Raw genomic sequence first — 25716 nt, forward strand, 5'->3', positions numbered from 1 at the left:
CCCCCGACCCGCGCCCCCGACCCGCGCCCCCGACCCGCCGCCGCACTGCGCCCGCGCGGCCCGGCGCGCGGCATCTTGCGCCGCGAATCGCCTGACACGAGGACTCAATGACCCCGATCATCCAGTCGCTTTCGGAAATCTCCGACCGCTACGACGCGCTGTATTGCGACCTCTGGGGCTGCCTGCACAACGGCGTGGCGGTCTATCCGGAGGCGGTCGCGGCCCTGCGCGCCTTTCGCGCCAAGGGCGGCGCCGTGGTGCTGATGACCAACGCCCCGCGCCCGGCCATGGCGGTGGCGGGGCAACTGGCGCGGCTGGGGGCCCCCGACGACATTCGCGACCTGATCGTCGCCTCGGGCGACGCGGCGCGCGATTCGGTTGTGGCCGGGGACTGGGGCGCGCGCACCCACCATATCGGCGCCCCCAAGGACGAACCGTTCTTCGAGGGCCTGACCATCGAGCGCGTGCCGCTGGCGGACGCCGAATCGGTGATCGTCACCGGGCTGCGCGACGACCGGACCGAGACCCCCGACGATTACGCCGACGAATTGCGCGAAGCCCGGCTGCGCGGGCTGGCGCTGCTCAACGCCAACCCGGATCTGTATGTGGACGTGGGCGACCGGCGCGCCTGGTGCGGCGGGGCGCTGGCGCGGGCCTATGCGGCGATCGGCGGCAAGGTGACGGAATTCGGCAAACCCCACGCGCCGATCTACGACCTGGCGCGCCGCCGGCTGGCGGATATGGGGCGCGACCCGGATCGCGACCGCATCCTGTGCGTCGGCGACGGGGTGCTGACCGATATCGCCGGGGCCATGTCTGAAAATCTCGACGCGCTGTTCGTCACCGGCGGGCTGGCCGCCGCGCGCATGGGCCCGGACCCCCAAAACCCCGATCCGGCGCTGGTGGACGCCTTTCTGGGCGAACATTCGCTCAGCGCCGCCGCCGCCATCGGCCGCCTGCGCTGAGCCCGCGCGGGCCGATGGGCGCGTGGGCTTGCGGCCGGCGCCGGCGCGTGCGGCGCGGGGCGCCCGCGGTTCCCGTTGGGGTGGACGTATCAACCATGCAACAACCTGATGTTGCGAGCGCAATTCGCTTGCACGCGCGCCTTGCGCGGGGCGCGCATCTTCGATACCCTGCGCTGAACAGGAGGCACCCATGAAACTCACGGCTCTTATCGCTGCGCTTGCCCTGACCACCTCTGCGGCCTTCGCGCAGACCGCCGCCGATTACGGCCCGGCGAAGAAGAAGGACAAGCGCGCCGCCGCGGCGGTTCAGCAGAACCCGTCCGTGCCGAGCGCAGGCGTCGCCCAGAACGCGGGCGAGAAAGCCTCGCCGACGGTGACCTCGGCGGATGTCGCGCTTGTCGGCGGCGTCGGCGCGCTGGCGATCCTCGTGGCGGCGGCGGCCAGCGGCGGCAGCTCGTCCTCCTCGACCACCACCACCTCGTCCACCTCCACGCGCTGATCGCGCGCCGCCCCGGCGATCAGGGGCGGCACGGAGGACAGGAAAAAGGACGCAGCCGCGGGGCTGCGTCCTGTTTCCGCGTTCGCCCGCCGCCAGCCTTCTCCGGCGTCAGACTTCATCGCCCGTCGATCGCCGCGCCGCGCCGCTCTTGACGGGCGTCAGCCGCCATAGGGGCGGATGATCTCCACATCGACGCTGCCGAAATCCGGCCCCAGCCATTGCAGGGATTTCCAGACGAAGCCGCTGGCCGGATCGACCCAGAGCCGGTTGACATAGCGGTAATCGGCGTTGCCGCAGCGCTCCGCCACCTCCACCAGATCGAAGCTCAGCTCGACGATCTCGATTCGCGCCGGGCCCAGCGGCTCCGGCACGCAGCGAAAGGCGCGTGAAAAGATCTTCGAATCGCCGCCGCGATAGCGATGGATGCGCAGATAGCTTTGCGGCCAGTCGGCCAGCGGCGTCGGGGTCACCAGCGGGTCGCCCGGCTCGGCGCGGAACCCGACCAGATCGTAGCCCATGCCGTGGCTCGACGTGATCGCCCCGCCCAGCAGCGTGAAGCTGCGCCGGTTGGCCGACATGTAGGTCACGTAGCCGCGATTCGCCGCCATGCCGCCAAGGATGGCCCGGCTGTCGATGTCGGGCAGCTGCACCGAAATCAACGAGAATCCCAGCGCGTTGACCTGGTCGCGGGTCAGCGCCGGCGTCGCCGGCGCGCCGTCGATCGCGACGCCGAGGCGCTCCGTCGTGGCCTCGAACAGCGTCTCGCTGGACCCGCAGGCGCCAAGCGCCAGCGCCGCGCCGAACAGCGCCGTCAGGGAAAGGCGCGCGCGCCGGATCATTTCCAGAAGGTCCCCCAATCGTCGCGCAGATTGACGCGATCGGTTTCGCGCACCACGCCCCAGAGCCGGTTGTCGATGGCGAGTCGCGCGCCGCCGTCGCGGGTCAGCGGCCGCACGATCATGGTGTAGCGCGACCGGCTTTCATCGGGCAGCATCCAGTTGAACGGGATCGTCAGGCGGATGCCCTTGTCAAAGCTGCCCTCGCCGAATTCGTCGAAGGGCACGTCGGTGAGGGTGAAGAAGCCGCCCACCTCCCAGCCGTTGGAAAAGCGGCGGGTGAGCGAGAATGTCGCGCCCCAGTCCTCGGCCAGATAGCGCCCTGCGTCCACCTGCGCCTCCAGCCCGAAGAACCCGGTCTGCCAGTAGACCGAGGCGTGCCCGGTCACGGTGTCGTACCCCTGGAAGCCGAAGCGCTGATCGAAATCGCGCTGCTTCACGTAGTTGATCTCGGCCCCGAGGCCCCAGCTCTGGTTCACCGGCTTCCACAGCACCTCGGCGCTGAGCCCGCCGAACATGGGTTCGAAATACCCCGCCGACAGCCGCCCGTAGACGTCGGGGCTGAGCTTGAACAGGTAGTCGGCGGTGAGTCGTTCCAGCGCCGGGTCGCCCTGGCGCAGGTACTTGGCGTAATCCGAGCGCACATGGGGCAGGGTGGAATTGGAGCCGCGCTTGATCTCGTCGAGATTGCCGACGATTCGCTTGGACACCCGCCCGTTGACCGAAAACCCCTGGAACAGCTCCACCGCGCCGAACGCCGCCACCTGCAGATCCGCGCGCAGCGGCTGGTCGGGGTCGAACATGTTGACCGGCACGTTCGGGTTCACCCCCCAGGAAAACCGCGGGAAGCGGTCCGGCAGGCTGAGCGCGTCGCTGTCAAAGCGCGGCGCCGCATCGCCGATATCCGCGGTCAGCCAGGCGCGGCGGCTGGCGTCGGGATCCTCGGCCTGATCCTCCAGCAGGGAGCGGCGCAGACGGACGGTGACCGTGGGCAGGCCCTGCTCGATCAGGGTCAGTTCGAACACCTCGACCGAGGCCGGCATGGCGTTGGCGAGGCTGACCGCCGCGCGGCCCAGCGCCTGCGCGCCGGCATTGTAGAGTTCGTTGCGGAATTCCACATGCACGCGGGTCGCTTCCAGCCCGATGGCCTCGATGGCGAGGTTTTCCTCTGCCATCGCCGCGATCAGCCGGTCCAGCGCCGCCTGCCGCTGCGCCGGGTCGTCGGCCCAGGTCACGTCATGGAGGCTGGCGCGGGACGCGCGGTCCTGCGCCGCCAGGTAGTCGCGCCCGGCGGGGCGCAGCACCACCGAACAGATCACCGCGCCGCCGGGGCTGAGGAAGGTGACGCCGTCCACCACGCCGTATTCGGCGTCGATGCGGCGCGCCGCCTCCATGGGGCAGTCATAGCCCGGCGTCCGGGCCGTGGCCCAGCGCGGGCCGGCGGCGATCTGCTCCAGTCGCACGTCGCCATAGGCGGCGCCCGGCGCGGCGGGCCGGGCGTCGATCAGCTCGTGCACCGGGCCGAAGCGGTCCGGGGCCGGGGCGGCGGCGGCGGCGGGATCCCGGCGCGGGATGATCGGCAGCGGCCCCTTGTCCAGATCCGGCGGCGCAAGCGGCTTGTTCGGGTTGCCGGTGAAGGTGGCGCGCACGCCGAATTCCGACCCGTACATGGCGTAGGCGCCCAGCTCCAGCCAGTCATAGGGGCGGTATTCGATGCCGAAATTGAACGGGATTTCCTGCTTGAAATCGCTGAACTTCTTTTCGCGCGCATAGTCGTCCGACGAATATTCCGCCTTCAGGCTCAGGCCCTCGACCGGCGTCTGCCATTCCAGCCCGCCGAACAGCGCCACGTCCTCGCCGCGAAAGAACTGCCCGAATCGCACCTGCCCGGTGGCGTTGCCGGTGAGCGTGTCGCGCTGCTTGGCCCCGTCGCTCATATAGGTCACCGGGTTGCGAAAGCCGTTCATGCCGCTGAGCCGCCCCCAGCCGAGCCCGCCGGTGAGGGTCAGATCCTGCGTCAGATGCTTGGTGGCGACCAGGTATTCGCCCGAATAGACCCCGGTGCCGAACATGTCCTGCAAGCCCAGCGCGACGGCCGGGAAATTCGGCGTCTCGTCGCTGAAGCGGAATTTCAGGTCGAAGCTGCGATCGTAGATGGTGCCGCCGCCGGTGAAGAAATCGTCGATGATCGAATAGCGGAACGTGCCTTCCAGCCGCGGCAGGATCTGGAAATTCAGCGTATTGCGCATGAACCCGCCAAAATACGAACTGGTGAGGCTCAGCTGCCCGTCGGGCTGCGTTTGGGCGCTGGGCATGTCGATCAGGCCGGTGACGCCGAACAGGTTGAGCGACGGGCGGCGCAGATCCGCGGGCTCCTGCGCCATGGCGCCCGAACCGAACATCGCCGCTGCAATGCAAAATGGCCATACGCCGGTGGTCCGGCGCGCGGCGCGACTGCCCCTCATCTTGTCACTCGTTCCGTTTCTTGTTGTCAGCCATCATCAACATCGCGGCGGCCCTGTCACCTTATTCCGACGCGCGCGCGCGCGCCGGCCCGGGCGTTGTCGCTAACGCACAACATTCCATCAACGCAGCGCGTTGAGCAGTCGCGATGTCGCCGCCCGCCCCGCGTCGCGCAGGCGGCGCGACAGGCCGCGCGCGGCGCCGCGTTCTTCGGCCAGCGCCTCCAGCACGCGCTCCACCGGGCAGGGCAGGCGGGTTTCGGGGTCGATGTAGCGCGGGTAGAGGATCAGCGCCGCCGCCGTCAACTGGTCCAGCGTCAGCTCGCGCGGGCGCGCGAACGCCGTCCCCGCCGATTCGGTCAGCCCCCAGCCGGCGTAGAAGGGCCGCCCATGGGTCGCCACGCGCCTGCCGCGCAACAGCGCCTCGAACCCCATCAGCGAGGTCATGGTCTCGATCCCGTCGGCCCAGTCGAGGCAGGCCTCCGCCGGGGCGTCGAGGATCACCGCGTCGGCGCAGGCGGCGAGCGTTGCGTCATCCACCGCGCCGGGGCGCCCCTGCAGCACGTCCGGATGCGGCTTGTAGAGGATGAAGGCCGCCGGATTGCGGGCCCGCGCCGCGCGCAGCAGCGCCGCATTGGTTTTCAAGTCCGGCGAGCCGTAGATCAGCGAGGCGTCGCCCTCCACCTGCCCCGGCACCAGCAGTCTTTCGCGCGTCGTGTCGGGCAGGGCGGCCCGCGCGCCCCCGGCGGCGAGGTTGTATTTGGTGATCCTGAGCGCCACCAGGTTTTCGCGCAACGTCGCCGCGCGGGCGGTCAGGCCGGCGTCATAGGCGGTCTCGCAGGCCAGCTTTTCGAACGAGGTTTCGCGCGTGACGTCGAAATACAGCCCCAGCGCGTCCACCGCCAGCGAGGCCGGGGGCGCGTGGCGCAGCCCCAGCCCCACCGAGCGCACGAAGCCGTCCTCGACCCGGATCACCGGGACCGGCGCGCCCTCGGCGTCGCGATTGCCCCAGAGCGCCAGCCGCCCGCCCGCCGCCTCCGCCGCCCTCGCCGCCTGCGACAGCCTGCGGAAATGGCGCGGCGGGCCGTCGGGGCCGGTCAGAAACGGGTCCGTGTTGCGCCGCTTCCACGGTGAAAACCCTGCCGTGAAGGTCGGGCGGTCGTTGCGCTGCGCCGCGCGGCGCAGTTCGATCAGCGCCGCGATCCCGGCCTCGGGCGACATCTCGCCGCCTCGCCACGGGTCGCGGAATCGCACCCGCGCCGCCCATGCGCGCGGATCGACCGGCAGGGCCTCTCCGTTTCGCCACGCGAAACCCAGCCGCCCCCCCAGCGCCGCCCAATACGGCGCCGCCGTCGCGCCCAGCAGCACCCGCAGCGCCGCCGGGTCCAGCGAGGCCAGATCCCTGGCGATGGCGTAGCCCCGCGCCTCGGCCAGGGCCAGATGCTTCGTGCCGACGGCCGCGCGCGCGCCGCCCTGCGGGGCCAGCGCCTCGGCGGCGTCGAGCAGCGCCGCGATCCCGTCCTCGGGCACGGCGCGCAGATCCACCGCCAGCGCCGCCTCCAGCGCCCCGGCGCGGGTCGCGGGCCAGTGGAGGTTTTGCGCGCGCACCGCCGCCAGCGGCAACGGCGCGCCGCCCGCCCCGACCCCGAGCGCCACCACCGGCATCCCCGGCGCCGCGACGGGCAGCAGGAACGGGTTGGCGAGCCCCGGCTGCGGCGGCTCCCCCCATGCGGCGAGCCGCGCGCCCATGGCCCGCACCGCGCGTCTTTCGGCCTCAAGCATCAGCGCGTGCCCTGCCAGGTGGAGCAGAACAGCTGCGCATAGAAGAACTTGGCGATCTTTTCCGCATGGCGCGGGCGCCACAGCCCCGGGGCGCTCAGCAGGCTGGCCAGCGACAGCAGCGTCACCGAGGCCCGCCCGCCGCCGGGGCGCCCATGCGCCAGCGGGCGATAATAGCGCGGCACATGGCCGTCGAAGAAGGCGGCGCGCTCGGCCTCCATGTCGTCGCCCGCCGCCTGCATCCGCCTGGCCAGATGCTTGCCCAGGGGGCGGCGATGCGCCATGGCCGCGGCGTCGATCACCGCCACCCGGCGCAGGGCGTCGCCGGCGACAAACCGCTGCCAGACGAAATCCAGCCCCTTGGCGGCGCCGCGCCCCGCCATCAGCGGCAGGATTTCGGCCAGCACCTCGCGCGTCATCAGCGGCGCCATGAGTTCGACGAAATTGCTGTAGCGCAGCGCGGTGAACCGGTTGGCCAGCGTCACGAAATGCGAAAAATGGCTGTCGCGCGTCAGCGCCGGCTGGCACAGCGCCAGATCATGGCGCGCGGCAAGCGCGAACAGCCGGGCCACGTCATCGGCGCGCGCCTCGATATCGTCGTCGGGCATCCAGATGCGGGCATGCTCCAGCAATGCGGGGCGGGCGCGCAGCAGGTCGTGGATCGCGTCCCACTTGCCGCCGGCGATCGGAATCAGGTGGTCGGGTTCGAATTCATCCAGATCCGGGACCGGCTGATAGGGCGACAGCGCCAGGTCCCAGTCCCGCGCCGCGCGCGGGGTTTTCGCCCAGCCCGAGACCCGGTGATCGGCGCCAAGGCGCAGAATCACCAGCGTTGCGGATTTTTCGCGGCTCTGCACCGGGCGCTGCGCCTTTACGCTGGGTTGCGGGATTGTTACAGCACGCCTAGTCGAATTCTTCGAGGGTGGTCAATCCATGGCGCGCATCTGTCTGGTCGGCGCAGGCTTTTCCGGGGCGGTGATCGCGCGGGAACTGGCGGAGGCCGGGTATGCCTGCCTCGTCGTCGACGAACGCCCGCATCTCGCCGGCAACTGCCATACGGAACGCGACGCCGAAACCGGCGTGCTGGTGCACAGATACGGTCCCCACATCTTCCACACCGCCGATGACGAGGTCTGGGACTACGTCGCCCGTTTCGGCGAAATGGCGCCCTTCGTCAACCGGGTGAAGGCCACGGTGAAGGGCGCCGTCTACCTGCTGCCGATCAACCTGCACACCATCAACCAGTTCTTCGGCAAGACCTTTTCGCCCGCCGAGGCGCGCGCCTTCATCGAATCCCGCGCCCGCATGGACATCGTCGATCCCCAGACCTTCGAGGAGCAGGCCCTGCGCTTCGTCGGCGACGAGATCTACCGCGCCTTCTTCCACGGCTACACGAAGAAGCAATGGGGGGTGGAGCCGTCGGAACTGCCCGCCTCGATCCTCAAGCGCCTGCCGCTGCGCTTCAATTACGACGACAACTATTTCAACCACCCGCATCAGGGCATGCCGCGCCACGGCTATTCGGCGATCGTGGGCAGGATCCTCGACGCGCCGGGGGTGGAGCTGCGCCTGAACTGCCGCTTCGAGGATCTGGACGAAGATTTCGACCACGTGTTCTATTCCGGCCCCATCGACCGCTATTTCGGGTTCTCGCAAGGCCGGCTGGCGTATCGCACGCTGGATTTCGAGGCCGAGCGCGGATCGGGCGATTTCCAGGGCTGCGCGGTGATGAACTACCCCGACCCCGACGTGCCCTTCACCCGCATCGCCGAGCACAAGCATTTCGCCCCGTGGGAGGACCACCCCGACAAGACCATCGTGTTCCGCGAGTATTCCCGCGCCTGCGGCCCCGACGACGTGCCCTATTACCCGATCCGCATGCTGCGCGAAAAGGCCCAGCTCGCACGCTACGAATCCATGGCGGCGAACGAGTCCGGCGTGACCTTCGTCGGGCGGCTCGGGACCTATCAGTATCTCGACATGGACGTGACCATCCGCCGGGCGCTGGACGCGGCGCGGGGTTTCGTCGCCGCGCGCCGGGCGGCGGGCTGAGGTCGGACGTGACCTCGCCGCCGCCCCGACTGAGCGTCGTGGTGCCGGTCCACAATGTCGAACCGTGGCTGGCCGAGGCGCTCGACAGCCTGATCGCCGCGACCGCCGACGAGGATGCCGAGATCATCTGCGTCAATGACGGCGCCACCGACGGGTCGGGCGAGATCCTGCGCGGCTACGGGACCCGCATCGCGCTGATCGAGCAGGCCAATGGCGGGTACGGCAAGGCGGTGAATGTCGGCATGGCCGCGGCGCGCGGGCGCTATCTGGCGATCTTCGAGCCCGACGACCGGGTCGGGGCCAACGCCTACGCCATCCCCATGGCCATGCTCGACCAGACCCCCGAGGCCGATCTGGTGCGCGCGCCGCATCTGGAATGGGTGGATGGCGAGATCCGCGCCGCCATGCGCCTCGGCGCGGCGCAGGCGCCGGGCCCCGCCCCGCCCCCGGGCGCGTTCACCGCCTTCGATCACCCCCCGGCGCTGCTGGCGATCCCGGCGATCTGGTCGGCGGTCTATCGGCGCGACTCCCTGACAAGGCTGGGCCTGACCATGCCCGAGACCCCGGGCGCCGGGTATCAGGACGCGCATTTCTCCGCCGTTCTGCTGTTGTCGGGGGCGCGGATGCTGTGGTCCGATCGGCCTTTCTACTACTACCGGATGGACCGGGCGGGCGCCTCGCGCCAGTCCCGCGCCCGCACTGACGAGATTTTCGCTCTGTTCGAGCGGGTGGCGGCGGATATGCGCCCGGGGTTTTTCAGCGCGCCCGGCGATGCGCCGCTTGATGCCGGGACCCTGTTCCACGCGGTGTATTTCCTGCGCATCCTCTGGTTCATGGAACGCGTCGCCCCCGGGTTTCAGGAAGAGGCCTTTCGCATGGCGCATGTCCGCTTCGCGCCGCTGTGGCGCGATCGGGCGGCGCGCAACGCCGTCGCCGCCCTGCTGTCGCCGCACCAGCTGCGGGTGTTCGCGCGCTTCGCCCATGGCCGCGCCGACGCTTTCCGCCAGCAATTCGGCCACGGCGCGCCGCTGCCCGAAAGCAACCGCCGGAAACCCGATTTCGACCTCGTCGACGCGATCCGCGCCGATGTCTGGAGCCTGCCGGTCTTCGCCCGCCTCGCCGCCACGCCGCTGGCGCCGGCGGCGCGCGCGCTGGTCAACCCGGCGCTGTGGGCGGCGGCCAAGGCGCTGGGCGGCTACGCCCGGCTGCGCGGATGACGCGGCGCCAATGGCGGATCGGGACCCGCCCGGCGCATCTTGCGCCGACGCGCCCGGCAAGCGTAGGGCGGATCCCGATCCGCCATTGCGGCGGCGCCGCCGAGCGGCCCGTCGCATGAACGCGCCGCTGGTCACGCTGGCGCTCACCTGCTTTGACGCCGAGCGCAGCATCGAGGCGGCGCTGCGCGCGGCGCTGGCGCAGGACTGGCCCAATCGCGAGATCCTGGTGGTGGACGACGCATCGCGCGACGGCTCGCTGGTCCGGATCGAGGCCGTCGCCGCCGGCCATCCGGAGATCCGCGTCATCGCGCTCACCCGGAACATCGGCGGCGGCGGCGCCTATCAGCGACTGGTCGACGAGGCGGCGGGCGAATTCATCGTGTTTTTCGATGATGACGACGTGTCGCTGCCGGGGCGCGCCTCGGCGCAGGTCGCGGCGCTGCTGGCGCATGAGGCCGCGCATGGCGAGGCGCTGTGCTTTTGCGATCGCCGCGTCGGCGGCCCCGGCGGCAAGCTGAAAAAGGGCCTCACCCGGCCCCGGGCGGCGCCGGAGGCGCTGCGTCTCTACATGCTCGACGCCATCGCGCTGCACCACGACACGGAGGTCTATCGCCGCCAGACGGCGCGGTTCTCGGCGCTGCGCCGGCATGGGCTGGGCAAGTCCTCGGCCGCCTCCTGCGTGCTGGCGATGCGCCTGCGAACTGCGCGCCGGATCGGTTTCGATCCGACGCTGCGGCGCTACTGGGACAGTGAATTCAACCTGCGCGCGGCGCTGGACGGGGTGGCGGCGATCAACGTGGATCAGCCGCTGGCGATCCAGACCGAGACCGAAGGCGATGACAAGGCCCCGGCGCGGGCGCGGGTCTGGACGGCCGCGATCCTCGCCCGCCACGCCGCCGAGTACCGGCGCGCCGCCACCCCGTATCCCGGCTTCCACCCGGCGCCAGCCATCCGCAGGCCGGGCCCCAAGGCCAGCATCGGCCTGCTGTCCCACAACGCCGAACGCACGCTGCCGCGCGCCATCCTCAGCGCCATGTCGCAGGATCTGGAGGGGGTCGAGATCCTGGTGCTCGACGACGGGTCAAGCGATCTCAGCCCGGACATCGCGCGCATGCTGGCGCGTCGCGCGCCCCTGCGGACGATCCGCTCCGAGGCCAATCTGGGCGCCGGCGCCCAGCGCAACCGGCTGGCGGAGGAGGCGACAGGCGAATACCTGGCGTTCTTCGACGACGACGACGCCTCGCTGCCGCATCGGCTCTCGACCCAGATCGCCGACCTGGAAAGGACCGGAGGCGACGCGATCTCCATCGCCTCCGCCTGGCGGCATGTGGGCGGGCGGCTCAGCGAAGCGCATCGCAGCCTCGGCGAACACGGGCCGCTGGGGCCGGAGGCGGCGGAGCGGCTGGTCTGGCACACGATCCTCCAGCACAGCGAGGGCAAGGCGTTCCTGCCGCGCACGGGGATCCCGGAATGGCGCTACGCGCTGGGAACCTCGCTGATCTGCGGGCGCGCCGAAAGCCTCCGGCGCATCGGCTTTGACGCCGACATGCGGCGGTTGCAGGATCTGGAATTCCTGGCCCGGTTCACACGCCAGGGCGGCGGGCTGATCCCCAGCGAAACGCCGCTGCTTGACGTGTTCGCGACGCGCGGGGCGCACAAGCGCTGGAATCGGGTCATCGCGTATTCCAGCGCCCTGATCGAACGCCATCGGGGGGCGCTGGAGCGGCTGTTCGGGATCTCCACCGACGCGGTGCTGGCCCGCAACGCCGCGCATCTGCCGGCAATCCGCATCTGGGATTCCGTGCGCGCGTCGTTGGGATACTGACGGCCTTCGCCTGCCCCCCGGGCGCCCCTCGCCCGGCGCCAGCCGGGCGCCGCGCGGCGTTCAGCCGTCGCGGCCGGGCCCAACGGGAGGAACCCCCTTCAGGGGGTGAACGACGGGCGGGAGGGTTGGCCCCGGGAAATGCCGCTGCAAATCCGCGCCGCCGCCGAAACGGAGCGCGCCTGCGGCGCGCATTCCTTTTGCCGACTGGCGCCGGGCGGCGGCGTTCGGGCGGCCTTGCGACGGTGCGGGCGGTTTCCGGTCAGGCCGATGTCAACGGTTTGCCGCGCACGTCTTTCAGCGCCTCGGCGGTGATCGCCACGGCCTCTTCGATCTGCGCGTGGCTGTGTTCGCTGGTCAGGAAAAAGCGCAGCCGCGCCTGTTTCTCCGGCACCGCCGGGAAGGTGATCGGCAGCGCGTTGAGGCCGCGCCTGTAGGCCTGGTCCGACAGCATCGCCGCGCGGGCGCTGTCGCCGACGATCACCGGCATCACCGCGAAACCCTCGCCATGGCCGGTGTCGAGCCCGGCCGCCTTCGCCTGCGCCAACAGGTATGCGCCATTGGACTGCAATTGGGCCACGCGTTCGGGTTCGGCGCGCATGACCTCGATCGAGGCCAGCGCCGAGGCCGCCAGCGGCGCCGCCAGCCCCACCGAATAGACGAAGCCCGGCGCCGTCGCCTTGAGGTAGTCAGTGAGCGCCGCCGATCCGGCGATGTAGCCGCCGCAGGATGACAGGGTCTTGGACAGCGTGCCCATCCAGATCTCCACCGCGGCCGGGTCCACGCCCTGCTGCTCGGCGATCCCGGCGCCCGTCGCCCCGAGCACGCCCAGCGCATGCGCCTCGTCCACCAGCAGCCAGGCGTCGTGGCGCTGCTTGATTTCGACGAATTTCGCCAGGTCGGGCAGGTCGCCATCCATGGAATACAGGCCCTCGACGACGATCAGCACCCGCGCGTAGCGGTCGCGCTCTCGCGCCAGCAGGTCGTCGATCCAGGCCCAGTCGTTATGCGGGAAGGTCTTTCGCGCCGCGCCGGACAGCCGCGCGCCTTCGACCACCGAATTGTGGATCAGCGAATCCACCAGCACCAGATCCTTCGGCCCCATCAGCGTGCCGATGGTGGTGACGTTGGTGGCGTGGCCCGAGACCATGACCACCGCGCTTTCCGTGCCGTGCAGATCCGCCAGCGCGGTTTCCAGCGCGGCGTGGATGTCGCGTTCCCCCGCCACCACGCGGCTGGCGGAGACCGAGATTCCGTAGTGGTCGATCGCCGCCTTGGCGGCCTCGCGCACCTTCGGGTGGCCGTTCAGGCCGAGATAGTTGTAGGAGGAGAAATTCAGCAGCTCCCGCCCCTCGATCATGCAGGTCGGCCCGGCATATCCCTGCTGGGCGCGAAAGAACGGCACCTCGATTTCCAGCATCTCCGCCGCTGAACGCTGCATGCGCAGCTGTTTCTGCCCGGGCAGGGCGGCGAAATCGAATGCGGCGGGCTTTTGCGGCTTGGGCGCCGGGCGCGGGGCGGGCTTTTCGGCGCGGGCGCGGCGCGAACGCGCCTGGCGCAGCTCCTGCAGCAGCGCCGACCGCTTGCCGGCGCCGAACCGGCCTTCGGCGACTGTGTCTGGCATGTCGTCGACTCCTTTGTTCATGCATGGCGCGGGCGCGCGGGGGCGGCGGTCTAGTGCAGCACTTTCGTTTGCGTCTCGGCGCGGCGCGACAATTCCGCAATCTGTCCGGCGTCGATATCGGCGCCTTCGCCCGCGTGGCGGGCGATCAGCGCCTGCATGTTGTCGTCGGCCTCGTCCTCCGCCGCGCCGCCGCCGATGCGCTTGAGCACCCGCGCGGCGATGTCCATCAGGCTGGCGCCGCCGGCCAGCGACATCAGCGGAATGTCGACGCCGAGCTTTTCCTCGGCCGCCATGCGCAGATCCACCGCCATCAGGCTGTCGAATCCCAGTTCGGTGAGCGGCTGCTGCGGGTCGATTTCGCCGGCCGGCAGGCGCAGGATGCGCGAGGTTTCCGCCGCCAGCAGGTCGGCGATGGCCCTCAGCGCCTGGGCTTCGCTCATGCCTTCGACCAGTGCCGCCAGATCTGCGGCGCCCTCGCCGGCGGTTGCGGTTTCGGGCATCTCCATGCGCGCGAACAGCGGCGTGGCGGTCACCGCCAATTCGCGTTTGGCGGCGGCCCAGTCGATCAGCGCGTAGGCCACGGCGGACATGTCGCGGCCCGTCGGCGCGGCCAGCGCCAGATCAAGCCCGGCCAGCGCCTCGCGCACCGCCAACGACTGGCCGCCCATGCGATCGGCGAGAATGTCCTGGGTCTCGGCGTTGCGGGTCAGATACCCCGCGTCGCCGATCGCGCCCCAGGCCACCGCCAGCCCCGGCAGTCTGGCGCGGCGGCGTTCGGCCATCAGCGCCTCCAGATAGGCGTTGGCGGCCACGTAGGCGGCCTGCCCCGGATTGCCGATCAGCGTGGTGGCCGATGAATAGACCACGAACAGGTCGAGCTTCAGATCCCGGGTCAGGTCATCGAGCACCGCCGCCCCGGCGATCTTGGGGCGCAGCACCGAACGGATGCGCGCCGCGTCGAGATTGGCGAACAGCCCGTCATCGATGGTCATCGCCGTGTGCAGCACGCCGCGCAGCCGCGCCGGGCCGCCCTCGATCTCGCCGATCAGGGCGCGCATGGCGTTGCGGTCGGCGGCGTCGGCGGCGCGGGTGGCGACCTTGGCGCCCTGGGCCTCCATGCGCCGGATCGCGGCGCGGGCGTCGTCGGACACCCGGCCCGAACGCGAGGTCAGCCAGATATGGCGCGCGCCCTTCTCCACCAGCCAGGCGGCGGTCTCGACGCCGAACCCGCCAAGCCCGCCGGCGACCAGATAGGCGCCGCTGCGCTTGATGCGCGGCGGGCGGGTCTTTTGCGGCGACACCTTTGGCGGGGGCCTGACGATGATCTTGCCGATATGGCCGGATTTCTGCATCAGGCGGAAGGCGTCCACCACCTCGGCCGGATCGAAGACGATATGGGGCAGCGGGATGTAGTCGCCGCGCGCGAAACCTTCGCCCAGCGCCTCGAACACCCGGATCGCCAGCTGCGGGCGATAGACCAGCAACTGATCCGCATCGACCCCGAAATAGCTGAGGTTGCGGCGAAACGGGCGCAGGCCGATCTGGCTGTTGGCGTAGAAATCGCGCTTGCCCAGTTCGATGAAGCGCCCGAAGGGGCGCAGGCATTCGATCGACCGTTCCATGGCCTCGCCCGACAGCGAGTTCAGGACCGCATCGACGCCAAGCCCGTCGGTGGCGGCCATGACCTGCGCGGGGAAATCCAGCGCGCGGCTGTCGAACACCTTCCAGGCGCCCAGTTCGCGCAGCAGCCCGCGCTTGGCGGGCGAACCGGCGGTGGCGATCACCCGCGCGCCGCGCGCCGCGGCGATCTGCAGCGCCGCGAGGCCCACGCCTCCGGCGCCGCCATGGATCAGCACGGTCTCGCCCGCCGCCAGACGCGCCAGTTCCACCAGCCCGTAATAGGCGGTGAGGAAGGTGGTCGGGATCGAGGCGGCGGCGATCAGGTCCACGCCCTCGGGCAGCGGCGCGACGGCGTTTTCATGCACCAGCACATGGGTGGCGAAGCAGGAGGGCGCGAAGGCGATCACCCGGTCGCCGACTTCGTAGCGGGCGCAGCCCTCGCCGACCCGCGTCACCACGCCGGAGCATTCCATGCCCAGCGTCGGCCCGGCGAAGCCGTCCTCGAGCGCCTCCTCGGGCAGCAGGCCCTGGGCCCACATGATGTCGCGGAAATTCAGCCCGGTGGCGGCCACCTCGATCTCCAGCGCCTGCGCGCCCGGGGCCTCGCGCGGTTCGACGCGCCATTCCAGGCTGTCGATGGCGCCCTGCTGGTTGAGCTCCAGCCGTCGCATCGCGCCGCCATTGACGCTGGCGATCTTCGCCGCGCCGGCGCGATCGGCGAGGTCGAGCGCCCGCTCCACCCGCACGCCGAAGCGGCCATGGGGGTCGTGCACCGTCTCGCGATCCGCGCCGGGGGCGAGGATTTCGCCTTTCAGCGCCGTCAGCGCCGCGTCAGGGCCGAGATCCAGCGCCAGATCGGCGAAGCGGATGTCGATGTCGGGGAATTCATTGGCGACCACGCGGGCCAGCCCCCAGAGCGCCGCCTCCGCCGGGTCGAGCCGGCGCGGCGCCCCGGCGGGCACGGCGCCGCGGGCCACGATCCACAGCCGCGCCACCGGCGCGCCGGAAGCCAGCGCCGCGCGCACCTGCATGACCCGCGCGTGGGCGGCGTCGAGCGGGTCGGGATCGCGGGTGTCGGGCGGGGTCAGAACCAGTTCGACCGGGGCCGGGCCGCCGGCGCCGTCGCCCTTGCCGTTGGCGCCCGAGGCGGCGAGCGCATCCGGCGCGATCGCCCGCGCGTCGCGCCCGGCCGCGCGCAGGGCCTCGGCCAGCGCGGGCGCGAACCCGGTCTCGGCGGTCTCGCTCAGCACCCGGATTGCGGCAGGCGGCGCGTCGGCCGCGTCATCCCCGGCGCGCGACGCCGCGTTCGCGGGGGCGCGGGCCGGGGCGGCGGCGAAGATCACATGCGCCTGGGTCTCGCTTGACGCGAGATGCGCCACCGCCGGCTTTGCGAACCCGGCCTCGGCAAGCGCCGCTTCCCATTCCGGTTCGGTCTTCTGGCGGCCGATGGGCAGGGTCGGGTCCACGGTGTCGCGCCACCAGTCGGCGTCGCGGCCCTCGGCCAGATCGGCGAACAGGCCCGGCGCGTCCTCGACCGCCGCGAAGGCGCCGCCAGGGGCCATGCGAACGCGCAGGGCGGCGAGGTCCTGGGACGACATGCGCGACAGCGCGTCGCCGGCCAGCACCAGGCTGAAATCGGCGGTCGCGGGCAGGGCGGCGAAATCGCAATAGGCGATGCCGGTGCGCGGCGCGTCGCCCATGGCCAGCGCCCGGGCGCGGCGCGGGTCCGGGTCGCTGATCACGCAGCGCGCGATCTCGGCCGCGGCGACCCGGTCCAGCATCTGCGCCGGCGCGGCGCCGAGGATCAGCACCGACAGCCGGCGGTTGGATTTCGCGCCGCTGCGCTTGTCGGCCAGCACCGCGTCGAGCAGCGTGGCGAGCGCCGCCCAGCGCGCCTCGCCCGCCGGGCCGGAGGCGTCGAGACGCAGCTGCGCGGCGGTGCGGGCCTCGGCGCCCGCGTCGCTCAGACCGTCGGCGAACAGCCCGGGCAGGGTGGCGCGCAGGTCCATAAGCCGGGCCAGTTCGACGATCCGGCGCGGGGCTTCGGCAAACAGCGCCTCGGTGAGCTCGGACAGTTCGGGATAGATCGTTTCGGGGGCGATCAGCGCGCGCCCGTCTTCGGTGCGCAGCAGCGCCTCGTCTTCTTCCAGCGCCATGAAGATGCGTTCGAGCAGCACCTGCGAGGATGCCGCGAGCCGCCCTTCGGCGAGCAATTCGCGCGTATCGACGATGCCGCTTTCCGAGGCCAGCGGCGCGATCGCGTCCAGCGCCACGCGCCGCGTGGTGGTGTCCATCAGCAGCGCCCCGGGGCCGGGTTCGGGCGGCGCCGCGGCGGTGATCGGGGGCTTGCCGGCGCCGGGCTTCGCCGCCAGCCGGGCGATGCGCGCGCCCAGATCGGACCTGGCGCCGCCGGCGGGGGCCAGCCGCTCCAGCGCGTTGCGATAGGTGAGCTGCGCTGGGGATTTGGGCCGCGCCAGCTGCACCGCCTTGAAGCGCACGCCCTCGGCCACGGCCACCGCCTCGCCGGTCGCGTCGGTCAGATCGAAGCGCGCCTCGACGCCGCGCGCGCTGGCGCGGGTGACGGTGATCCACACGCCGGTCGCCGCCGCGTGGGGCGCGTGCAGGGTCAGCCGCCCGATGCGCGTGGGCAGGAAGGATTTCGACCCGTCCGGGTTTTGCCCGGCGATCAGCGCGAACAGCCCGTGAAAGGCGGCGTCGAGCAGCGCCGGGTGCAGTTCGTGACTGGCGAGGTCCAGCGCCGGATGCGCGGGGTCGAGGGTGACATGGGCGCGTTTCTCGTCCAGCCGCAGCACCGAGACCGCGCGCCGGAAGGCCGGACCGTAATCGAGCCCGAAGCGTTCGGTCAGCGCGTAGATCGCGTCGCCGGTCATGGTGCGCGCCGGATCGGGCGCGGGCGCCGGGCGCGGCGCCGGGCGCGGGCCCGCGGCCTGCCGCAGCCGGGCGCGCGCATTGAGCGCGAAGTCATCGTCGTCGAGGCGCCGGCGGCTTTCGATGTCAAGCACCTGCCGGTCGCCGCCCAGCGTCACGCGGGTCTGGTGGCCGACCCCGTCCTCCAGGGCCAGCGGGCGCAGGATGTCGAGGTCCATCACCTCGATGGCGCCGTCGCCCAGCGCCTCGCGCCCGGCGGCCAGCGCCATGTCGACATAGCCGGCGGCGGGCAGCACCACGGCGCCGCCGACCTTGTGATCGGCCAGCCAGGCGGGGGCCCGCGCGTCCAGCAGCGCGCGCCAGTCCCGGGCGCCGTCGCGCAGCGCCATCCCCAGCAGCGGGTTGACGGCGCTTGTGTCAAACAGGCGCAGCGCCTCGTCGGTGGATGCGGCGCGGTAGCTGGCGTTGCGCCAGGGATACAGCGGCAGGTCCTCGCAGGTCTTGGCGTCGGCGCCGAAGAAGCGGGTCTCGGCCAGCCGCGCGCCCTGGGTCGCGGCCTGCGCGGCGACCCGGCGCAGATCGGCGTCGGGGTCGTTTTCCTCAAGCGTCGGCAGCAGGCTGACCGGCCGGGATTTGTCCGCCGCGGAATCGCGCATGTAGGCGGTCAGCACCGGGCGCGGGCCGATTTCGACGAAATTGCCGCAATCGAGATCCAGCAGCGTTTCGAATCCCTGCCGGAACAGCACCGGCTGGCGGATGTTGGACCACCAGTAGACCGGCCCCAGCGCCTGCCCGTCGGCCACCCGCCCATAGGTGGCGGAAACGAAATCGATGCGGCTTTCCTGCGGGCGCAGCCAGTCGAGATCGTCGAGCAGGTCGTCCTTCATGAATTCGGCGATCGGCGAGTGGAACGGGTAGTCCAGATCCAGCTTCTTCATCGCCATGCGCCGGGCGCGGGCGAACTTGCCGAATTCCGTCATCTGCGCCTCGGCGCCCGAGATGGTCACCGAACGCGGCGAATTGTCCGCCGCCACGCACAGTTCGGAGAACCCGCCGTCGGCGATCGCCGCGGTCACCGCCTCGGCCGAGGCCAGCACCGCCGCCATCGACCCGAAGCCGCGGATGCTTTCCTGGTTCTTGGAGCGCAGGAAGATCAGCCGCACCGCGTCGGGCAGGTCGAACACCCCCGCCGCCCAGGCCGCCGCCACCTCGCCCACCGAATGGCCGAGCACCGCATCGGGCTTCAGGCCTTTTTCGGACAGGCTTTCCACCGTCGCCACCTGCACCGCGAACAGCAGCGGCTGCGCCAGCGCGGTGCGCGACAGGCGACGGTCAAGTTCGTCGTCATGCATGGCCTCGACCAGCGACACCTCGGCGAGCTTCTCGAACATCACCGACACGCTGTCGAACCGCGCCCGGAACACCGGATCATTGGCGTAGGCGGCGCGCCCCATGCCGACGAATTGCGCGCCGTTGCCCGAGAACACGAAAGCGGTGCGCGTATCGCGCGAGCCCGCGCGCCCGGCGGCGAGCAGCGGGCTTTTCACGCCGTTGGCATAGGCGTCGAGCGCCGCGATCTGGCCCTCGCGGTCGCGGGGCGCGGCGATCAGGCGATGCGGCAGGCGTTCGCGCCGATAGGCGGCGGCGTTGGCGATGCGCGCCGCCTCGGCGCCCGAGGCGGCCTCCAGCCGGGCGCGATAGGCGCGCGCCAGCGCCGCGAGGCTTTCCGCCGAGCGCGCCGACAGGATCAGCGGCGCCGGTTCGGCCTGATGCGGCGGCTGGTGAATTTCCTCGGCGCGGGGCTGGCGCAGCACCACATGGGCGTTGGCGCCGCCGAAGCCGAAGGAATTGACCCCGGCGTAATGGGGCGTGGCCTGGGCGTCCAGCGACAGGCCGGCCTCGACGACGCGCAGGTTGAGCGCGTCGAAATCGATGTCGGGATTGGGCGTGTCGAAATGCAGCGACTGCGGCACCATGCCCTTTTCCAGCGCCAGCTGCGCCTTCAGCAGCCCCACCAGCCCGGACCCGGCCTCCAGATGCCCGACATTGGTCTTGGCCGAGCCGATGGGCAGCGGCGCGTCGCGGCGCGCGCCCAGCGCCTTGCCCAGCGCGTGGGTCTCCACCGGATCGCCGACCCGGGTGCCGGTGCCGTGCGCCTCGATGAAGCCGAGCCACGCCGGGTCGATGTCGAAGCGGCGATACACGTCATGCAGCAGCGCCTCCTGATGCACCGGCGAGGGCATGGAGACGCCGTTGGTGCGCCCGTCGGAATTCACCCCGACGCCGGAGATCACCCCGAGCACCCGGTCATGGTCGGCGATCGCCGTTTCCAGCGCCTTCAGCACCACCACGACCGCGCCTTCCGAGCGCACATAGCCGTCGCCGTCGGCGTCGAACGCCCGGCACAATCCCTGTTTCGACAGCATGGTGGCGCGCGAAAACCCGATGAACGGATAGGGCGACAGCAGCAGGTTGACCCCGCCCACCAGCGCCGTGTCGATCACCCCGCCGCGGATCGCCTGGAACGCCTCGTTGAGCGCGTAGAGCCCCGACGAACAGGCGGTGTCCACGGTGTAGCTCGGCCCGTTGAGATCCAGCGCGTAGGAGATGCGGTTGGAGATCAGCGACAGCGTGTTGCCGGTCATGAATTGCGCGTCGATCGCCGCGGGGTCCATGTAGAAGCGGTTGGAATAGTCCGAGCTTGACGCCCCGACGAACACGCCGGTGCGGTCCTTGGGCAGCGTCGATGCGGGTTTGCCGGCTTTCTCCAGGGCCTCCCACGCCACTTGCAGCAGCAGGCGCTGCTGGGGATCCATCTGTTCGGCCTCGCGCGGGGAGATTCCGAAAAAACCGGCGTCAAAGGCGTAGGGGTCGTCGATCTGCCCGGCGGCGAAGGTGTAGCTGCGGCCCAGGGCGCCCATGTCTGGATGCCCGAAGCGCGCATGGCTCCAGCGGTCCGCGCCGATTTCGCCAATGGTGCAGCGGCCGTTGGCCAGCACGTCCCAGAACTGATCCGGATCACTGGCGCCGGGAAGGCGGCACGCATAGCCGACAATGGCCACTTCGTCGTGATTCAATGACTTCAACAAGGCCTGCTCTCTCCCGCCCTGGGGCGCATCCGCCGGATGCGCTTGTCTGGGTCTTGTTCGCCGTCCCCGAGAGGCCGGACTGCGCCTTGCGCCAGCGCTTATCCCAAACCTTGCACAGTCTCAACTGTTAGGCCAGCCCGGGGGGGCAGGAATTGCTGCGATGCAATATATCGAAACAATGCGCGCGTTAACCAAACCGCCAGTTTCATGGTGCATCAAGAGGGCGACGCGTCAACCGCGCCTGCGCCGCCAAACCGCCGCGACGGGCCGAGAAAGGATCCGCCATGACCGCCGCTCCGTCCGGCCCGCGCCTTCTGGTGGTGACCACGATGAAGAACGAAGGCCCGTTCATTCTCGACTGGATCGCCTTTCATCGCGCCGCCGGGGTGACGGATTTCCTGATCTACACCAATGATTGCGACGACGGCACCGTGGCGCTGCTGGACCGGCTGTCGGCGCTTGGCGGGGTGACCCGGCTCGACAACCCCTACGACCCGGCGGGCAGCGTGCGCCCTCAGCACGCGGCGCTGCACGCGTCGCGCGAAACCGCGATCTTCGCGGCCGCCGACTGGGTGCTGCCCATGGATGTGGACGAATACCTCAACATTCATGTCGGCGAGGGGCGCTTCGCCGATCTGCTGGCGGCCACCGGCCCGGCGGATCTGATCTCCTTCACCTGGCGGCTGTTCGGCAATGACGAGATCGCCGGGTATGTCGACCGCCCGGTGATCGAGCAATTCACCGCCTGCGCCCCGGAAAACTGCCGCAAGCCGCACCAGTCCTGGGGTTTCAAGACCGCGATCCGCCTGCCCATGGCGTTCGAAAAGCTCGGCGTCCACCGCCCGGTGAAACCGCGCCCCGAAGCCGCCGGCCAGCGCTGGCTCAACGGCTCCGGCGCGCAGATGCCCGACAAGTATCTGCGCAACGGCTGGCGCTCCAACCGCCACAGCATCGGCTATCAGCTGGCGACGCTGAACCATTACGCGGTGCGCTCGGCGGACAGCTTCCTGGTCAAGCGCGCGCGCGGGCGGGCCAATCACACGGAGCGCGATCAGGGGCTCGACTACTGGTTCATCATGAACAACAACGAGACCCGCGACGAACGCATCCTGACCCGCCTGCCCGCCTTCCGGGCCGCGCGCGCGCTTCTGGCGCAGGATCGCGAGCTTGCGGATCTGCACGCCGCCTGCGTCGCCGCTCATCGCGACCGCATCGCGGCGCTGCTCCGGGACCCGGAGGCCCGGGCGCTGCACGAGCGCCTCACCGGCGCCCATATGCGCGGCCTGTCGCGCCGGTTGTCGCAATTCGCCGGCAAGCAGTTCGAATCCGGGCCGCCCGACGAACCCGCCGCCCGCGCGCAGGAGCCGGCGCTGGCCTGATCCGGGCCTCCGGCGCCGGCGGTTGACCGCCCGGGCGCGGACAGACCGGCGGCTGACCGCGCAAGCGCGTCGGGCGCCGAACCGTCCGGCGACCGCCGCCTGCCGATCAGCCGCCGCCCGCCTGCGCCGCCCGGTCAGCCGGCCCGGGTCACGGCCCGGTCGCGCGGCGAGCACGCCGCGCCCGGCGTCGGTTTTCATCTTGCATCCCGCTGGCGGGTCCGGCGGTCGGGCCGCGCATCGCCGTCGCGCGCCGCAGGCGCCGCCCGCGCCTGCGATTCATCGGCCCGATCTAGGTCCAGCCATGGGCGTCGCGCACCTTGATCATCGCCGCCAGGATGTCGTTCCAGGTTTCGGGCCGCATCAGGGTCGCGTTGGGGAACATGCAGCCGTCCCAGCAGATATGGCGCACCGCCTTCGTCGGCTCGCCATCCGCGCCGCGCAGCCACAGCCCGGCGTCGGCGGTGATGTCGAGCCGCCCGTTCGGGTCCGTTGCCAGGCAATGCCGCCCGGTCTTGTCATGCGAGCCGGTCCCGTGCACCGTCCCGTCATTCTGCGCCACGTGAAAATCGATGGTCCAGGGGCGCAGCGCGTCGGTGACCTTCACCAGCGCCGCATGCAGCGCCGCGCGGTCGGACCAGTCGAAATCCTCGGGCAGCAGCCGGTGCTCGGGCGCGTTCCAGCCCATCGTGTAAAGCAGGGTATGGGCCATGTCGGCCTGGAAGCCGAGCGTGCCGGGCCGGTCCACCGCCTCCAGCAGATCCACCATATGCGTCCAGCTGTGCATGCCGCCCCAGCAGATCTCGCCCTCCGCGGCCAGCCGTTCGCCATGGCCCTCGGCGATGTCGCAGGCCTCGCGCAGGGTCTCGACGATGCGCGCGTTCGCCGCCGCCGGGTCCGCCGCCCAGTCGGCGACCCCGGTGGCGGTGTCGATGCGGATCACCCCGCCCTCGCGCACGCCGAGATCGCGCAGCCGCCCCATGATGGCGCAGGATCTGCGGATCGCGTCCAGAAACCGCGCGCGTTCGGTCGCGTCGCCCATGGCCGAGCCGCCGCCCACCGGCGGCCAGACCGGGGCCACGGCGGAGCCGATGCTCAACCCGCGCCCGCCCACATTGTCGGCCAGCGCCCTGATCTGGTCGTCGCTGGCGTCGATGGGGGTGTGCGGCTCGGCCAGGAACAGGTCGACGCCGTCGAATTTCTGCCCGTCGACCTCCGCCGCCTCGGTGAGGTCGAGCATCGTGTCGAGGTCGATGGGCGTCTCGGGCGCCTCGCCCTTGCCCACCAGCCCCGGCCACATCGCATTGTGCAGTTTCGGAAAAGCGTTGCCCGCCATCGGTCGTTCCCCCCCTGAGAGTCTTGCGCGTGTTTTCGCCGATCGGCGCATGCTCGGCAGTCGCGCGCGCATATGCAAACGTTTTTTGCCGCCGACGGGCGCGGGGCCCGGCGCCGCCGCAAGCCGGTTGCCGGGGTGACGGTTTCGGGTATGATTTCGAAAAAACACGGCAATGACGGGCGAGGAAAAATGAAAATCGGCTTTTGCATGCTGCTCTGGACCACCTCCGTGGACGCCAGCCACCGGGCGCTGCTCGAAGACATCAGGGCCACCGGCTATGACGGGATCGAGGCGCCGGTGTTCGACGGAACCCCCGACGACTACGCGACGCTGGGGCGGATGCTGGACGAGATCGGGCTGGCGCGCACCGCGATATCGGTGATCCCGACGCTGGAGCTCAACCCGTTGTCGGCGGAGGCCGGCGAGCGCCGCGCCGCGGTCGATTACCTGAAATGGTGCGTGGACTGCACCGCCGCGCTGGGCGCCGCGGCCATCGGCGGGCCGCTGCATCAGACGCTGGGGCATTTTTCGGGCGCCGGGACCACCGAGGCCGAATTCGACCGCGCCCGCGAGGTGCATGCCGCGGTCGGCGACCACGCGCGGGCCAGCGGCGTCACCATCGCGCTCGAGGCGGTGAACCGCTTCGAAAGCTATTTCGCCAACACCATGGATGATCTCACCGCCTATGTGGCCTCGCTCGGCCACCCGGCGATCCGCACCATGTACGACACGTTCCACGCCAATATCGAGGAGGCCGACCCCATCGCCGCCTACGCGCGCAATGCCGCGCATGTGGCGCATGTGCATATCTCCGAAAACGATCGCGGCGTGCCCGGGCGCGGCCACGTGCCCTGGGCGGACACCTTCGCAGCGCTGAAATCATCGGGCTATGACGACTGGCTGACCATCGAGGCTTTCGGGCGCGGCTTGCCGGAACTGGCGGCGGCGACCCGGGTCTGGCGCGATTTCGCCGAATCCCCCGAGGCGGTGTATCGCGACGGATTCAAGCTGATCCGCGAAGGCTGGGACGCCGCCTGACGCGCCGCGCAGGCAGGGGCGCCCCCCGGATGCGGCGCCCCCCGATGCGGCGCAGCCGCGAGGGCTCGGGCGCCCCTTTGCATGACCGGGAATCCCGATGCGGCGCAGCCGCGAGGGCGTCCTGGCGCCTGCAGGACGATTCCGGGCGCGGTCTCAGCCGCCAAGCGCCGCCTCGGCGGCGGCGCGGATGGCGCGGATATTGGCGCCGTATGGCGCCGGGTCGCTGACCGAGCCGCCGCGGAACACCGCAGAACCCGCCACCAGCGCGTCCGCGCCCGCCGCCGCCACCAGCGGCGCGGTGTCGGGGGTGACGCCGCCGTCGATCTCGATATGGATCTCGCGATCGCCGATCATCGCCCGCAGCTGGCGCACCTTGTCGATCTGGCTGTCGATGAAGCTCTGGCCGCCGAAGCCGGGATTGACGGTCATCACGCAGACCAGGTCGATGCGGTCCAGCACGTATTCGATGGCCGCGGCCGGGGTGCCCGGGTTCAGCGCCACCCCCGCCTTGCAGCCCGCGGCGCGGATCGCCTGCAGGGTGCGGTGCAGATGCGGGCCGGCCTCCGCATGGGCGGTGAGGATGTCGGCGCCGGCGGCGGCGAAGGCCTCGATATAGGGGTCCACGGGCGCGATCATCAGATGCACGTCCATCACCCCCTTGATGTGCTTGCGGATCGCCTTGCAGGTGTCGGGGCCGAAGGTGATGTTGGGCACGAAATGCCCGTCCATCACGTCCACATGCACCCAATCCGCGCCCTGCGCCTCGATGGCGGCGCATTCGGCGCCGAAATCGGCGAAATCGGCGGCGAGGATCGACGGCGCGATCTTGATGTTTCGATTGAAGCTCATGGCTGTGCTCTTTCCTGCGTGCCGAGGGGACGGGCGGGGCGGGCGGGGCGAGTCGCGCCCGCCCCCCCCGCAATCCACATAGACCCATCCGCCCCCCGATTCAGCCGCAATTAGCCGGGGCCCCTGGCGCCCGCCGCACCGGAACAAGTGGCGGGCTTGGGGGGGGGGAGGGTTCTAGGCGGATTGCGGGGGGGGGGGGCGCGCCCCGCCCCGCCCGCCCCGCCCGTCCCCTCGGCACGCAGGAAAGAGCACAGCCATGAGCT

At 70.9% G+C, this 25716-nt stretch carries 15 protein-coding genes; 7 read left to right on the forward strand and 8 right to left on the reverse strand.

What is annotated here, in order from left to right:
* Positions 1-107: 107 nt before the first annotated feature.
* Both AC1HC7_RS11560 and AC1HC7_RS11565 read left to right on the forward strand, forming a co-directional pair.
* A complete protein-coding gene (locus AC1HC7_RS11560; protein WP_479496180.1) occupies positions 108-965 on the forward strand; it encodes a TIGR01459 family HAD-type hydrolase in 858 nt (285 codons plus the stop codon).
* A 190-nt stretch (positions 966-1155) separates the two neighbouring features.
* Positions 1156-1464 (forward strand): hypothetical protein, encoded by a 309-nt coding sequence (locus AC1HC7_RS11565; RefSeq protein WP_479496179.1) that lies wholly within the window; start codon positions 1156-1158, stop codon positions 1462-1464.
* A 158-nt stretch (positions 1465-1622) separates the two neighbouring features.
* Here the strand turns inward: AC1HC7_RS11565 and AC1HC7_RS11570 are convergent, their stop codons facing one another.
* From AC1HC7_RS11570 to AC1HC7_RS11585, 4 genes are all read right to left on the reverse strand, one after another.
* The gene (locus AC1HC7_RS11570) at positions 1623-2303 is read right to left on the reverse strand and encodes a YjbF family lipoprotein (protein ID WP_479496178.1); all 681 of its coding nucleotides are present in this window, start codon (positions 2301-2303) and stop codon (positions 1623-1625) included.
* Positions 2300-4702, reverse strand: a complete 2403-nt coding sequence (locus tag AC1HC7_RS11575; protein WP_479499036.1) for a YjbH domain-containing protein — start codon at positions 4700-4702, stop codon at positions 2300-2302. The genes AC1HC7_RS11570 and AC1HC7_RS11575 overlap by 4 nt, the downstream gene beginning before the upstream one ends.
* 183 nt (positions 4703-4885) lie before the next feature.
* Positions 4886-6544: a capsular polysaccharide export protein, LipB/KpsS family gene (locus AC1HC7_RS11580; RefSeq protein WP_479499037.1), complete on the reverse strand. Its 1659-nt coding sequence runs from the start codon at positions 6542-6544 to the stop codon at positions 4886-4888.
* Complete coding sequence (locus tag AC1HC7_RS11585) at positions 6544-7398, reverse strand: hypothetical protein (RefSeq protein ID WP_479496175.1); 855 nt, start codon at positions 7396-7398, stop codon at positions 6544-6546. Before AC1HC7_RS11585 ends, AC1HC7_RS11580 begins: the two co-directional genes overlap by 1 nt.
* A 76-nt stretch (positions 7399-7474) precedes the next feature.
* Between AC1HC7_RS11585 and glf the strand changes: the two genes are divergently transcribed.
* The 3 genes from glf (at position 7475) to AC1HC7_RS11600 (ending at position 11635) form a co-directional block, all read left to right on the forward strand.
* Entirely contained in the window at positions 7475-8593 is a 1119-nt protein-coding gene (glf, locus tag AC1HC7_RS11590) for a UDP-galactopyranose mutase (protein ID WP_479496174.1), read from the forward strand.
* 8 nt (positions 8594-8601) lie between these two features.
* A complete protein-coding gene (locus tag AC1HC7_RS11595) occupies positions 8602-9810 on the forward strand; it encodes a glycosyltransferase (RefSeq protein WP_479496173.1) in 1209 nt (402 codons plus the stop codon).
* 115 nt (positions 9811-9925) lie between these two features.
* Complete coding sequence (locus AC1HC7_RS11600; RefSeq protein ID WP_479499038.1) at positions 9926-11635, forward strand: glycosyltransferase family 2 protein; 1710 nt, start codon at positions 9926-9928, stop codon at positions 11633-11635.
* Positions 11636-11894: 259 nt separating this feature from the next.
* Here the strand turns inward: AC1HC7_RS11600 and AC1HC7_RS11605 are convergent, their stop codons facing one another.
* Together AC1HC7_RS11605 and AC1HC7_RS11610 are read right to left on the reverse strand one after the other, a co-directional pair.
* Positions 11895-13256, reverse strand: coding sequence for an aminotransferase class I/II-fold pyridoxal phosphate-dependent enzyme (locus AC1HC7_RS11605; protein WP_479496171.1), 1362 nt, complete (start codon positions 13254-13256; stop codon positions 11895-11897).
* 50 nt (positions 13257-13306) lie between these two features.
* On the reverse strand, positions 13307-20854 hold the full coding sequence (locus tag AC1HC7_RS11610; RefSeq protein WP_479496170.1) for an SDR family NAD(P)-dependent oxidoreductase: 7548 nt from the start codon (positions 20852-20854) through the stop codon (positions 13307-13309).
* Between the two features lie 284 nt (positions 20855-21138).
* Here AC1HC7_RS11610 and AC1HC7_RS11615 point away from each other — a divergent pair, with 284 nt between their 5' ends.
* Entirely contained in the window at positions 21139-22233 is a 1095-nt protein-coding gene (locus tag AC1HC7_RS11615; RefSeq protein ID WP_479496169.1) for a glycosyltransferase family 2 protein, read from the forward strand.
* Positions 22234-22522: 289 nt separating this feature from the next.
* Here AC1HC7_RS11615 and AC1HC7_RS11620 read toward each other — a convergent pair whose 3' ends face one another.
* The gene (locus tag AC1HC7_RS11620) at positions 22523-23566 is read right to left on the reverse strand and encodes a sugar phosphate isomerase/epimerase family protein (protein WP_479496168.1); all 1044 of its coding nucleotides are present in this window, start codon (positions 23564-23566) and stop codon (positions 22523-22525) included.
* Between the two features lie 189 nt (positions 23567-23755).
* Between AC1HC7_RS11620 and AC1HC7_RS11625 the strand changes: the two genes are divergently transcribed.
* A complete protein-coding gene (locus AC1HC7_RS11625) occupies positions 23756-24604 on the forward strand; it encodes a sugar phosphate isomerase/epimerase family protein (RefSeq protein ID WP_479496167.1) in 849 nt (282 codons plus the stop codon).
* A 153-nt stretch (positions 24605-24757) separates the two neighbouring features.
* On the opposite strand, the gene rpe is transcribed toward AC1HC7_RS11625, so the two are convergent.
* Positions 24758-25453, reverse strand: coding sequence for a ribulose-phosphate 3-epimerase (gene rpe, locus AC1HC7_RS11630; protein ID WP_479496166.1), 696 nt, complete (start codon positions 25451-25453; stop codon positions 24758-24760).
* Between the last annotated feature and the right edge of the window lie 263 nt (positions 25454-25716).

It is taken from the genome of Oceanicella sp., assembly GCF_056449545.1.